Annotated in this window: 12 protein-coding genes; 5 read left to right on the top strand and 7 right to left on the bottom strand. The window is 49.9% G+C overall.

What is annotated here, in order from left to right:
• The 4 genes from GC178_01210 to GC178_01195 all read right to left on the bottom strand — a co-directional run.
• Positions 1 to 169 (bottom strand): IS200/IS605 family transposase (locus GC178_01210; GenBank protein MBI1286175.1); only part of this gene is annotated, 169 nt, incomplete at its 3' end.
• Positions 170 to 273: 104 nt separating this feature from the next.
• A complete protein-coding gene (locus tag GC178_01205) occupies positions 274 to 1527 on the bottom strand; it encodes a GNAT family N-acetyltransferase (GenBank protein ID MBI1286174.1) in 1254 nt (417 codons plus the stop codon).
• Positions 1528 to 1608: 81 nt separating this feature from the next.
• Positions 1609 to 3375: a DUF885 family protein gene (locus GC178_01200; protein MBI1286173.1), complete on the bottom strand. Its 1767-nt coding sequence runs from the start codon at positions 3373 to 3375 to the stop codon at positions 1609 to 1611.
• 48 nt (positions 3376 to 3423) lie between these two features.
• A complete protein-coding gene (locus GC178_01195; GenBank protein MBI1286172.1) occupies positions 3424 to 4317 on the bottom strand; it encodes a hypothetical protein in 894 nt (297 codons plus the stop codon).
• 110 nt (positions 4318 to 4427) lie between these two features.
• On the opposite strand from GC178_01195, the gene GC178_01190 reads away from it, so the two are divergent.
• From GC178_01190 to GC178_01175, 4 genes are all read left to right on the top strand, one after another.
• A complete protein-coding gene (locus GC178_01190; protein MBI1286171.1) occupies positions 4428 to 5264 on the top strand; it encodes a hypothetical protein in 837 nt (278 codons plus the stop codon).
• Between the two features lie 158 nt (positions 5265 to 5422).
• Positions 5423 to 6877, top strand: coding sequence for a DUF1800 family protein (locus tag GC178_01185; GenBank protein ID MBI1286170.1), 1455 nt, complete (start codon positions 5423 to 5425; stop codon positions 6875 to 6877).
• A 72-nt stretch (positions 6878 to 6949) separates the two neighbouring features.
• A complete protein-coding gene (locus GC178_01180) occupies positions 6950 to 8530 on the top strand; it encodes a DUF1501 domain-containing protein (protein MBI1286169.1) in 1581 nt (526 codons plus the stop codon).
• Between the two features lie 229 nt (positions 8531 to 8759).
• Positions 8760 to 9782, top strand: coding sequence for a hypothetical protein (locus GC178_01175; protein ID MBI1286168.1), 1023 nt, complete (start codon positions 8760 to 8762; stop codon positions 9780 to 9782).
• A 41-nt stretch (positions 9783 to 9823) separates the two neighbouring features.
• Here GC178_01175 and GC178_01170 read toward each other — a convergent pair whose 3' ends face one another.
• The 3 genes from GC178_01170 to GC178_01160 form a co-directional block, all read right to left on the bottom strand.
• Positions 9824 to 11080: an MFS transporter gene (locus tag GC178_01170; GenBank protein MBI1286167.1), complete on the bottom strand. Its 1257-nt coding sequence runs from the start codon at positions 11078 to 11080 to the stop codon at positions 9824 to 9826.
• Positions 11077 to 11931: a hydroxymethylglutaryl-CoA lyase gene (locus GC178_01165; protein MBI1286166.1), complete on the bottom strand. Its 855-nt coding sequence runs from the start codon at positions 11929 to 11931 to the stop codon at positions 11077 to 11079. The genes GC178_01170 and GC178_01165 overlap by 4 nt, the downstream gene beginning before the upstream one ends.
• Before the next feature lie 210 nt (positions 11932 to 12141).
• On the bottom strand, positions 12142 to 13176 hold the full coding sequence (locus tag GC178_01160; protein MBI1286165.1) for a quinone-dependent dihydroorotate dehydrogenase: 1035 nt from the start codon (positions 13174 to 13176) through the stop codon (positions 12142 to 12144).
• Positions 13177 to 13285: 109 nt separating this feature from the next.
• On the opposite strand from GC178_01160, the gene GC178_01155 reads away from it, so the two are divergent.
• Positions 13286 to 13705: a hypothetical protein gene (locus GC178_01155; protein MBI1286164.1), complete on the top strand. Its 420-nt coding sequence runs from the start codon at positions 13286 to 13288 to the stop codon at positions 13703 to 13705.
• Positions 13706 to 13782 lie beyond the last annotated feature (77 nt).

Below are 13782 nucleotides of genomic sequence, written 5' to 3'. Positions count from 1 at the left end.
CATGGCCTTTGATGGTCTCCACATCATGCTGCTTGCATATCATTCTTATCAGTTCCCGGACCCGATGAGCAACCTCTCCAACAAGTACCTTCCTCCTATATTTGGTTATCCGCACAACATGATACTTCAGGTCATATAGGCTATGAGAGGTCTTTCGGTAATTCTGCATCCTTCAAAACCATCAAACTCAGGTCTTCGCCTTAAGGCGAGGGATTTTCTCCCATTCCCAGTATGTGACATTAAAGACGCAACGCATCGAATCAACGGCTTCAATTACTGTCCCTTAAACGGCTTTCGCTGCGTCCACTCTTTGGGGCGGATGTTGGTAATGAAGCGCTTGAGGATGGAATTGGTGATGGAATTGAGGTGTTTGATCATCAAATGATGGTCCACTGGCTCGGCACCCATCGTGCTTTTGATCTCCATGGCCGTACGCGCCAGGTCAATGCTTTTCACACCATCCTTAATGGCATCGTCCAGCAAATGGTAAAGGATGTTCTGGTAGAGTGAGCAATCCTGATTGTAATCGTAGTTCAGCCCCACAAAACTGGCGTAGCTGTGCTCGAACCCACGGATGTAGGAATAGAACCCGATGAGCTTTTCATCATCGAAGAAGCCCTTCACCACGAAGTGGTCATCGAGGGCGGCCTTCAGGTCGAGGAAGTACCGCGGATGGATGCTCACCATGTGGAAATCGGCCCCGGCCTCCACATTCTTGAAAAGTTGCATGATGGTGTCGTTGTGCTGCTGAATGTCATCCACGCTGAACGCTTTCAGCGTAAGATGCTCCGCCTTTTTGATGGCCGCCTTGGCCCTTACCCGGTACTTGGAACTGAAATCGTTCATCACGCTGTCGAAATCCTCCCAATCGGGGCGGATGGTCGAGGTCATGTTCGGTTGCACCGCAAACGGTGTCAGGTCGTTGTCCAATAGCTGTAGTTCCTGCTTCAGCGGCTCGTTGATGTCTTTGATAAGGATGCAGCGGATCTTCTTCCCCGAGCGGTTCGATTCTACGATCTTCCGCCAGGCCGTGTCCACGATCAGCGCGCGTTCTGGCAAGGTCAGCGTTTCGGTGAAGAAAGCACCATGCTCGCCCGACTGCAACAGGTTTCCCTGAATAAGCAATCGTGCTTTGATGCTCTCCAAACTGGCCGAGACCATGCCCTTGGCCTTTTCGAGAAACGACTGCGTATCGCCCACCTTATTGGTGTCCACATTCTTATCCACGTTGGTGATGTGCACATCGGTTTCCTGATAGTACAGAATGGCCACGGGCTCCTCATTGCGGTAAGCCACAATGTAGTGGAAACACATGCCCTTGTACGGATGCTGCTCCAGCGCGGCCAAGTATGGGGCCGATAGCAGGAAATTGCCGCTTTCGTGCACCAGTTTGCTCCAATGCGCTGTCGGTACATCAAATGCCGAGGTGAAGTGCGCCAAGGACAGTTCCATGCCTTCCTCCGCTCCTTCGCATTGCTTGCGAAGACCGCCTATTCTATCACGTATGAAATCGAGGGAAATGGCCACTTTTAATGATTTGCAATTGACAATTTACGATTGACGATCAGCGATCGGTACAAGAACATACTTCGACTTTCCATTCGCTGACTATTCACTCGTGGTTAATGATGGTTCGTTCTCCTCCAACATCATCTCGCGCACATACTTGATCGGGGCCGAACCGAAAGAAAGGAATTCTTCGTGAAATGTCTTCAAGCTGAAGTTGTCGCCCAACCGCTTCTTCATCTCATCGCGTAGCTGCATCACTTCGTAAAATCCGGTGAAATAACTGCATAGCTGTACCTGCGACAAGGTGGCTCTGCGCCATTTGTTGGTGGCTTCCTTTTCCTGTTGAAATGCCTGATTGACAAGCAGGTCCATCGCCTGTTCTTCGGTCATTCCGTTTACGTGTATCGAGTAGTCCAAAATGGTGTTACAGACGGTGCGCAGATTCCATTTGTAGTACATCAACCACATTTCGGGCGAATTGTTTCCGTAGCCTTCCTCCAGCATCATCCGTTCGGTATACACCGCCCAACCTTCTACCATGGCACCATTGCCGAACACGCTTTTGATGATGCTTGGCGACTCGTTGCTGTACACCAGCTGCGCGTAATGGCCGGGAATGGCCTCGTGGATGTTCAGTATCTGAAGGATGTATTTGTTGTACTCGCGCAGATAGCTTTCGGCATCCTCATCGGTGTAATTCTCCAATGTTCCCACGTTGTAATATGTGTCTCCGAATCTATCGTAGGGCCCAGGTGCGGAAACGGAAGCACCCGCCACACCCGCCATGTAAGCAGGTTCTTTACGCACCACCAATGGTTTTTCAGGGTCGAGATAGAGCAGGTCGTGTTCCTTTACAAACGCCATCAGTTCGGGCAATTGCTTTTCGATGGTGGCTTGGAAGCTATCGCGGTGGCAATGCTCCAATGAGAGTCGATCGATCATCTGGCGGATGGCCAGCAAACGGTCCTCCGGCATCTTCTCCTTTGGAAGATAGGTTTCCCAAAGCTTTTGCGTGAGTTCGAACATCTTTCCATGCAGATCTTCCTTTGCCTCCAGCGCCTTCTGGTAGATCTCTTCGGCAGAATACGTGGAAACGATCTCGTTGTCGAACTTCTGAAGGAACAGCTCCTTCCCTATTCTGAAATCGCGCCCGTTGAGTTCGGCTGCGGGCAGCACTTCCGACTCCAAGAATTCCACATACCCTTCAATGGCCTCTTTGGCCAATTCGATATTGGTAAGGATGTTCTCTTTCTCCGTATCGCTCAATTCAGAAGCATGCACGCTGTCTATCAGCGATGGCCCAAACACGTCCAGCGCGCCTCTGTTCTGCATAATGGCCAACTGTGTGTGCTGCAACGTAGGGTTCTGGATGTTCTCCTCGGCCGCTTCGTAGTACGCATCCAGTTTCTCCATTTTGGATGACATGGCACGCAAACGCTGCTCCAAAGGCGCGTACTTTCCGTTGATCATGATGCCAAAGGCCGTTCCCACGTTATACACCGATGGATTCCACTGGTAGGACCTGAAAACCTCAACATTCCATATCTGCTTCTCCAGTTGATTCTGGATCATGCGCAGATCGGTCAGTTCGCTTTTGCTCAGTTTGCTCGGGTCGAACTGTTTGAGTGAATCCAAGTAGGTGCGGCAGAATTCCAACTCGGTCTTTCGGCCTTCCTCATTCGGAATGACCATGAGCGAATCATGCTCATGAAACCCGACATAAGAGGCCCAGTCAGGATTCAACCTCCAAAAGTCAAGGATGAAACGCTCTTTGAACGCCCCGAAATCCATCGGTTCCTTCTTCTGTTTCTTTTCTCCGCACGAAACAAGCATGGTCAACACAATTACAAGTACAGAATACCGCATGGCATCAATTTGCCCTAAAGATAGCGGAAGCGGTCAGCTATGTTCCAATCAATGACGTGACATGCGTTTGAGCTGCTCGCTATGGAACTGCTGGCCAGAGGAAAAGGGAGAATACAGAATCATATCCCTAGTTACTTCCGGCTCCAATTTTCGATTGGTTGCAATGATATTCTTTTTCGGAATCCCATATCCAAGTAACATTCCTTTGTTCTCTTCACACACAATCCATCGTATATTGGGTTTCTTCGAAAGCTCCTTGCTGAAAATACGTGCAAACTCTCCCTTTCGATAGAACTGAACAAATCTTCCAACTTCGATGGTCACCGTTTCGTTTTCAGGAAAGCTATTGAAAACCTTAAGAACCTCTTCCGTTTCGGGAGAGTTGACCCAACCATACCAGCGGTAACGCAAGGGCTGATCAGAAACCTTTCTAATAGGAGAACGAATTACGTGACATTCGCTGTATTCCAAATCGTAGAGTTCGCCATCACTTGGTTTAAGGGATGTGGAATGATCGGCAATCATATCATAAACGACATTGTAAGCAGCACTCACAATTTCATTGATCAAAGGGTCATCGTTACTGTTTCCACTATGAAAACCAGTATGAACCGTCTTCCCATCCTTTAGTACATCTATTTTGGTCGCTGTACCATCGCCCCAAACTCTATTCGACATCTTAAGGTTCCCTTCTACGATCAATTTTTCCGCAGTTACACGAAGCGAATTAAGATGACTCCTCAGCAAATTGTCAGTTGAATCGAGAAGATGGGGATTCCCGTTTACGGAACAGATTCTCCCGTCATATTCAATAATCATCTCCACTGTATTGCCAAAGGATGGGTTCACCTTCATGTGAACTGAAAAATCCGCAGGAGTTTGACCCGTAGCAGATAGCAAACAGACACAAATTAGAAGGGTTAAACCAAAGAAATACCTCATGGCATCAATTTGCCCTAAAGATAGCGGAAGCGGTCGGCTAACGGCTGCCGATCTGTGCGACTTGAATATTGAACCTTGAACTCTGACACCCTATCGGTATTTTTGACAGCGTGAGAATATCGGTGCTTCTATTCTTTTCTCTGTTCGGTCTTGCTGCTTTGGCGCAGGATGAGGATTACTATGCACCAGAAAAGACGCGTAAACCGATGTCTCAAGATGAACTGAACGAGCTTTACCGTTGGGGGCCGAAACTTGGCATTGAGGCATGGGGATCGATCGGTTACTCACATTTCTACACGCCCACGACCATACAGGGAGGTTTTTACAAAGCTGTGGGTGGCTTCGGATATGATGCTGGTCTCGGTGCACGCATCCGTCTGTACCATAAGCTGGCCATGGCATTCGGTTTTCAGTTCTCGGGGCGTGGCTACAACATTAGTTTTCCGGCTTACGCTGAAATAGATACTGGAACTGGGGCTAACCGCGCCACCGCCCGAATCGATCTGGACGTGAAGGAAAAAGCACAGATCACCTACATGGGCTTTTACATAAAGCCGGTCATCGAGCTTAGCCGCAAGTTCCATCTGGGTGTCATCTTCCATCCATCATGGCAGTTGAAGTATAAGGGAACCTCTTCTCAGACGATAACTGGAGGGCCTCCAAGTGTGATCGGTTCTTCTGGAACTATTAAAGACCAATCATCACTTCAACTTATCAAAAAACAGTTTGAACTGGGCATCGAGTTCGCATACAAATGGACCATTGCCCCGCAACTTATCGTCAAACCCCACATCGGTATCAATTTCGCCACATCGGGCATTTTCCATACAGGAGCCAAACTACCAACACCTTTTGGTGGTTGGGAACAGAACCCAAGTTTCATGACACTTCGATTTGGGGTCATATTAGAGACAGGTCTTTGGCTCGATAAACCTGAGAAACAGTAATTTGCGAGCAATTCTCTTAGCAGTATGAATTTCCAAGGTTCAAGCCTTGATGTTCATGCCCCATCAACAGTTACGAAATTGATAACCTTACCGTCCATCAATTTGCAATTGTCTCAAATTGTGTAATATCACGTTGTTCAATCTAAGACGTTCACTCTATGCCTCTACCTCCTGCACCGTGCGATCTTGACGGTATTTCCGTTTACGTTCCCAGCGTAGCTAAACCTTGGGATAAAAGACGTGTGAAACACCTTTATCGTAGAATGGGCTTCGGCACCACCGATACCGAAGTTCAGAATGCCTTGACAATGGATCCTGACATATTGGTGGATTCGCTGATCGATGCGGCCATTGCCCTACCGCCAACCTCGGCACCTACTTGGGGAGATTGGGCCCTTTCCGACTATTCTAATCCCAATACTGAGGTAACGGCCCAGATCCTTGCTTGGTACGGTCAGTTCATTACCGATATGATCACCAATGGGCTACGCGACAAACTGACGCTTTTCTGGAGCAACCATTTCGTTACCCGTTTAGACGTATACAACTGTCCATCTTATATGTACGAGTATTACCACCTGCTTCAGGTACAAGGTCTGGGCAATTTCAAAGACTTTGTGCACGGCATCGGCACCAGCAATGCCATGATCGTGTTCCTGAATTCGTACGAGAATGTGGCCGGGGCGCCCAACGAGAATTATGCGCGGGAGCTTTACGAGCTTTTCACCCTTGGGTTGAACAATGGCTACACGCAAACTGATATTGTGGAAACCGCCAAGGCACTCACCGGTTATAATGGTTTTGTTGAGCCTTGTGCACCCATCACGTTCAACTCCATATCGCACTCCAACGACAATAAGACCATTTTCGGGCAGACCGGAAACTGGGGATATGACGATGTGGTGAACATCCTCTTCTCCGAGCGTGAGAATGAGGTGGCGCAGCACATCTGCACCAAACTCTACACGTATTTTGTAAGTCCTGTTCCGGACCAAGGCATCATTGATGAATTGGCCTCAACCTTTACCAGCAATAACTACGAGATAGCCCCTGTGCTTCGTCAGCTGTTCAAAAGCGACCATTTCTTTGACGATGATATCATTGGCGTGAAGATCAAAAGTCCGATGGAAATGATGGTCGGTTTCATTGTAGAAAGCGGATTTCCGTACGATGCAACCGTTATCAACGGCACGCAATATTATGGTGGATTGCTCGGTCAAGAGATATTCAACCCGGTGGATGTGGCCGGATGGCAGGGCAATCATGAGTGGATCAACAGCAGTACGCTCACAGGGCGTTGGCTCATTATCGATTACTTCATTCAATACGTTTATTCACAGGATCAGGAGCTCTTCCGTCAGTTTGCCATCGATCTGGTGGGCGGTGTAAGTTCCGACCCCGATCTGGTGACCCAGACCATTGTGGACTACTTCATGCCACGCGGCTTGCAAACGCAGGCCGATTACGATCAGGCGGCAACCGTGTTCAGAGATGTCTATCCATCCAATTACTACACCTTGGGACTTTGGGACATGAATGCCCAGTACGCCCACTATCAGGTGTATCTGTTGCTCAGCCACATTGCCCATACCCCCGAATTTCAATTGACCTAAGCCTCACTGACCATGAAAGAGTTTAAGAAATACCAGAAACCGACTTTCCCTAAGCCTGGTGAGCTGAAGTTGATGCAGAATGAGCATGACCGTGAGCATGCCAGATGGGACAGGCGTTCGTTCTTCAAGACCTTGGGCATCGGGCTTGGCGGATCCATGATGCTTGGCGGAATGAAAGTGGGTGCCACAGTTGTTTCTCCGCTTGCCAAGGCATTGGCGGCAGCCGAATCAACGGGCCGTTCGTTGGTGTTCATCCGGCTGAAAGGAGGAAATGACGGTCTCAACACCATCATTCCGCTCTACGATTATTCGACCTACGCCAATCTGCGGAGCACCATCCGGATCAACCAGTCTGATGCGTTCAATCTCAGTTCCGAGTTCGCCATGCCCAACTTCATGAACGATCTGGAATCGTTCTGGAACGATGGCAAGATGAAAGTAGTGCATGGCGTGGGCTATGACGAACAGAGCCTTTCGCATTTCCGTTCATCCGACATTTGGGCCACAGGAACCGATTCGCAGGAAGTGTTGAGTTCCGGTTTTCTCGGCCGATATTATGAAGAGGAATATCCCGATTATCTGAGCAATCCGCCCGAAGAACCGCTGGCCATTCAGATCGGTAGCGTGGGCAACCTGATGTTCAAGGGTTCGGACAGCACGGACTACGCGTTTTCCGTGGCCGACCCCAATCAACTGTATCAGTTGGCGCAGAACGGTTGGTTGCATGACGTGAACAACCTTCCTCCCTGCCTCTATGGCGAGCAGGTCGGTTTCATCAGAGGAATCGCCAACAGCACATTCATCTACGCAGGTGTGATCAATGACGCGTACAACAACAGCACAAACGCGGTGACCTATGCCGATACTTCACTCGGCAAGCAACTTTCGTTGGTGGCGCGTATGATCAAAGGAGGTTTGAGCACCAAAGTATATCTGGTAACCTTGGATGGTTTCGATACACATGCCGAACAGCCCGATGCGCACCAGGCGCTCCTTACCGACCTTGCCAATAGCGTGACCACCTTCTATCAGGATCTGGCGGCCTCCGGCAGAGACAACGATGTGCTGAGCATGACCATTTCCGAGTTTGGAAGACGCCCGGAACAGAATGCTTCTGACGGAACAGATCACGGTGCGGCTGCACCATCCATGTTCTTCGGCCCTGCCTTGGAAGGAAATGGTTTCATCGGCAACCATCCATCGCTCACAGATCTTGACTATGCCGGAAACCTTGTGTTCAATATCGATTACCGCCAACTGTATGCCTCAGTACTTGAGAACTGGCTGTGCATACCCGAAGCGGTGGTGGATGAAACCTTGCTGAATGTGCATTACGACAGGTTGCAGCTCGGTTTCGAATGCGTTACCTCGGTTGCCGAACACGAACGTGTGGCACTCAAACACGAGCCGCTATACATGCCAGACGGTTCGGTAACAGTTCAATACACCTTGCCGGTGGGCATGGATGTGACCGTTCAACTCTACAACATTATGGGGCAGCAGGTCGACCAATTGGATTCGGGTTATCGAAGTGCCGGAACGTACCGTGTCCCGCTTGCCTCGGCCAATCAGAATCTTGCAGGTGGTCAGTACATCTACCGCATCATTGCCAACGATCGGCCTTATAGTCGATCGATCGTTCTGTCCAGATAACAGACGTTTGCATTTCGGTTTTGCCATCAACACCTGAGCTCGCTTCAGGTGCTTGTCCTGTGCTTGCCTTCTCCTTCCAGCAGTACAAAATGTAACCCTTTCAGTACCGATCGAGTTAAAGGCTGTCCAATGCTTTTGATTCATCTACAAAGCGAGAACCTGAAAGAGAGCGGCCATGGCCGCCAATCTGTGGTGCCTTTTTTCGGGGCATCTCTAAAAGCCTAAGATCATGAGAACCAAACTTTTCCTTGCAGCAGGAATGCTGGCGGCTGGCGTGTCGGCCAACGCACAGATCACCAAGAACAGAAAGTACGACTGGGGCTGGTCCTATAAATTGGAAATGCCAGAAACGGGACTTCGGTGCGAATTTCCGGCCCGACCTGTGACAACCACCCTCGCCTATGGCTACATGGCGGCTGCCGCGAACAATGATGAACTGTATCTGGCCGTGAAAATGGAAAACCCGGACCCGTACGACATTCAATGCCGCACGGAAGAGTTTTCGGCAGAGTTGGAAAAGGTGTATGGACTTCCATTGGGTGACCTGAAATGGGATGCCGTGCAAACGGAGAATGGCAACCTGACCCTTTCCGGAAATTCAACCGGAGGTTATGCCGACTTTCATGTGGACGCAATAGCCACCGAGGATGTCATCACCATCTTCCTCTACTCCGACCATCGAGAGCTCTCGGTTCCGGGGCATTTCTTTGCCAGTTCGTACTCGGTTTACGATACAAAGGAGGGAAACCTCTGCTATCAGGCCGATGCAGCCGGAACGCAACCGACTGCTACCAAAACCCATACTTCCATTCCGGGAACTTCGTTGATCACCTCATGGCCGGGAGCTCCGATCGTGACCACTCATCGCCATGAAACGGATTACAGCCTGAGAAGTGGCGAAACTGCCTATTCGGAGAAGGTGGTGAAATTGGAATCAGACGTCAGCTACATGCAGTTCATCACATTCGTCAATCGTGAAGAGGCACAGAGAGGTACTGCGTACGGAACGACAATCACTTCCGACAATACCGAAACCATTGATGCGAATCTCGATGAACCCGTGTTGATCCGCAAATTGAAGAGTGAGAACCCACAGACGACCTTTCACCGCACGTATGCGCTTGTAAAAGGGAGAATTGTCATTCAGGAAGTAGCTTCATCAGGTCAGCTTTCCAACAGCGACAATCGCTTTCTGAACTCGCTTGACGAATCCATCCGTAATACATACGGCCCTGTTTTCGTTTCGAAGTAGGAATCTTTCCCTCAGCAAACAATGAGATTCCGATCAACGCTTCAACCAGCGGTTGACACGGTCTCGGCATCTGCGCCCTTCCTATTCGTTCTTGCTATGGTAACGATGGCCAATGTGAACGAGATGAGAAGCATGACGGCTGCTGTTGCAAACGGCATCCCTGGGAAATAAGTGATGGCATCCTTCCCTGTGAACAGTTCGAACAAACGCGTGTGGATCAACGGCCCCAGAATGGCCGAAATACTGATGAGACTTGTAATGGCTCCCTGCAATTTGCCCTGCTCGCTTGACGAAACATGATTGGAAAGCAATCCTTGCAGCGTGGGCGTGGCCACGCCTCCCAAGCAATATGGAATGGTAAAAGCATACACTTGCCAACCGACCTCCGCCTGAGAAAGGAGTCCCATGCCGAGCGCGGCCAAAAAATAACCACCGACAATGACCCGCTCTGTGCCGAACTTTCTGGTACTCCAACCCACAAATACCGCCTGCACAAAGGAGATGAGTATCCCCACAAAACCCAAACTTATCCCAATGTCCAGTTCCGACCAGTTCAATTTCTCGATGACGAAGAAGGTCCATGTTGATGGCATGGCCTGCCCTGCCAGAAACGCAAAGAAAAACGCAACGATAAATCCTCCTACCGATCGGTATTTGGTAAGATTCAACAGGCTTGCGCCCGGGATCATCTTACTGAATTCGATAGGCCGCCTCTTCTCCTCTTCCAACGATTCGGGAACGAAGAACATTCCGAAAAGGAAGTTCAGAAAACCCAAGGCGGCCGCCAGAAAGAAGGGCGCACGGAAGCCCCAATATTCGCCACACACACCACCTATTACCGGTCCGAGAATGAACCCAAGACCGAACGCTGCACCCACCAACCCAAAGTTCTTCGCTCGGTCTTCCGCCTTCGAAATATCGGCTATGTAAGCATTGGCAACGGTATAACTCGCCCCAGAGATCCCTGCCAGTATTCTTCCCACAAAAAGCCAAGCCACAGAAGGGGCAAATGCATGAAAAAGATAGTCGATGGAAAGTACGAGCAGGGTTGTGAGCAGAAGCGGACGTCTGCCAAATCGGTCACTCAGCTCACCCATCACAGGGGCAAAAAAGAACTGCATGCCCGAATAGACCATCATCATCATACCTCCGATGGCAGCCGCTTCAGAAAGCGACACCTGCGCCACATTTCCGATCAACTGAGGAATCACAGGAATGATGATGCCGATACCGATCATATCGACCGCAACTGTACCGAAAATGAACGCCAGCGAGGCTTTGCGATTTCTCATATTCATACTGGGAATGTCTGGCTGGAAAGTTTCATCGCTTCCATCCACGCATTTTCATCGATGCCCGTATCGACCTTTTTTTCCTCCAAGAACTGAAGCACACGCTCGGTGGGCATGTTTCCCGTCAGGTCGTCCTTGGCCATGGGACAGCCACCGAAACCTTTCAAAGCAGAGTCGAACCTGCGACAACCATTGTCCCAAGCAGCATCCAACTTCTCTTTCCACGTGTCGGGCGTGGTGTGCAAATGTGCCCCGATGTCCAGTTTTGGGAATTCCTGATTGAGCAATTTGTAAACCGCAGAAATGGACTCTTTGGTGGACGAACCGATGGTGTCGGATGGCATGAAAAGCTGAATATCCAGCGCAGCGAGCTTAGCTGTCCACTCCGCTACAATTTCTGCATCCCAAACCTCGCCATACGGATTTCCGAACGCCATGCTAAGATAAATGAGCAGTTCCTTGTCGTGCTTGGTGGCGAGTTCCTTTACTTCCTTCACGCGGTCCAAAGCCTCTTCGCGCGAAGCGTTGGTATTGCGCTTCTGAAACTCATCCGAAACAGAGAATGGAAAACCCAGAATATCCACGCGAGGATGATTGGCCGCATCCAGCGCTCCGCGTTTATTGGCCACAATAACTGAGAGTTTCGTGGAGTGCTCCTCACTCAGTCTGTCCAGCACTGCGGAAGTATCTGCCATCTGCGGAATGGCCTTTGGCGATACGAAACTGCCGCAATCCAACGTATGGAAACCACATTGCAGCAATGCGTTGATGTACGCCACTTTCTTATCCGTTGGAATAAACTCATGGATGCCTTGCATGGCATCGCGCGGACATTCTATGAGTTGGATTGCTTTCATTCGTTATTTCACACAGTTCAGTTGAGAAACACAGAGCGACACCGAGAGTTCGGTCTCAATCAACTCCGTCAACTTTATCTCTCCGTCAACTTTATCTCTTTGTAAACTTTATCTCTTCGTCAACTCTATCTCTCCGTCAACTCTATCTCTCCATCAACTCTATCTCTTCGTCAACTCTATCTCTCCGTCAACTCTATCTCCTCGTCAACTCTATCTCTTCGTCAACTTTACCAACGCTTTATTTATCCGCTTCACCAATCCCGGCCCCTCATAAATGAACCCCGTATAAACCTGCACCAGACTCGCGCCCGCATTCAACTTTTCTATCGCATCCTCGGCAGAATGGATTCCACCCACACCAATGATCGGGAACGAACCATTGCTTTTCTGATGAAGGTAGCGTATCACTTCCGTGCTTCGCTCACGGACCGGTTTCCCACTCAAACCTCCAACTTCCTTTGTAATGGATTCAGAAGACTTCAAGCCCTCGCGGGAAATGGTGGTGTTGGTGGCAATTACTCCATCGATCTTCGATTCGGCCACAATTTCCACAATGTCGTCCAACTGCGAATCGGTAAGATCTGGCGCAATTTTCAGAAGGATCGGCCGTGGCACAGGGATCTTCGTGTTCTCCTCCTTCAGCGCGTTCAGAATTCGAAGCAAGGGTTCCTTGTCCTGCAACTCGCGCAGACCGGGCGTGTTCGGTGAGGACACGTTCACCACGAAATAGTCTACCAGATCGTGCAGGCCTTGAAAACAGAGGATGTAATCATCCACCGCGTTCTCGTTGGGCGTTACCTTGTTCTTACCGATGTTGCCCCCGATAATGAAACTGCGATCACGGCCTTCGAGGTTCTTGCGGGCCATGTCCAACCCGCCATTGTTGAACCCCATGCGGTTGATCAACCCTTGATCTTTTGGCAGGCGGAACATACGCGGCTGCGGATTCCCGTTCTGAGGCTGGGGCGTGATGGTCCCCACCTCAATGAAACCGAACCCCAACGAGCTGAATTCCTTGTAAAACGAAGCCTGCTTATCAAACCCTGCGGCCAACCCGACCGGATTCGGGAATTTCAACCCGAACAGTTCCCGTTCAAGACGTTTGTCCTCCACCTTATACATGCTTTCGGTGATCTGTTTCACACCGGGAATCTTCATCAGAAGCGTAAAAAGATCCGTGACGAAGTGATGTGCAGATTCAGGATCGAGGATAAAAAAGAGCGGTCGGAAAATGTATTTGTACATGCGCGGCAAAGGTAGCACCGCTGGTTTATCGGCAAACAACCGATTTCATCTACCAACGACCATAACACCAACGTGCAATGTCCGGTAAAAGACACCGAAACCAGAAAGTATGAGATCAGCAATCTTTATTCTACTCCTGTCGGGATGGGTAACATCTGCCTTGGCGCAATCCACCGAACTGTACGTGTTCAAGGACGAACGCAAGGAAGCGCTCAATGCGGCACGCAAGGCCCGCGAGGAACATCGGGCAAAGGCCGTGAGCAATGATTTTTACATGCGCGTGCGCACACTCACTTCGCTTCAGACCGCCAAGATGGAAGTGAGCATGAAAAAGGCACACGATGCCGAAGTGAAAGTGACCGATATGAACGGACAGGAATTGGCCACGCTGCACAAAGGCGAATTGAAAGAAGGTCAGTACGAATTCAGCTACGCGGCCGAAGGAAATCTGCGCAAACCATTGGTCTGCCAACTGCTGATAGACGGCAAGACCGAAGCCATGAAAGTGGTCAAATTCAATGCCTTCTAATTGAACTTGCACAGAGAGCGTCTGAGTTGAGGAGTTACACAGAGAAGGTGGCCGCCAGATCGAAGCACCTTTGAAAC

The sequence above is a fragment of the Flavobacteriales bacterium genome, from assembly GCA_016124845.1.
GTDB lineage: Bacteria > Bacteroidota > Bacteroidia > UBA10329 > UBA10329 > UBA10329.
This window is presented reverse-complemented; position numbering and strand designations above follow the sequence as displayed.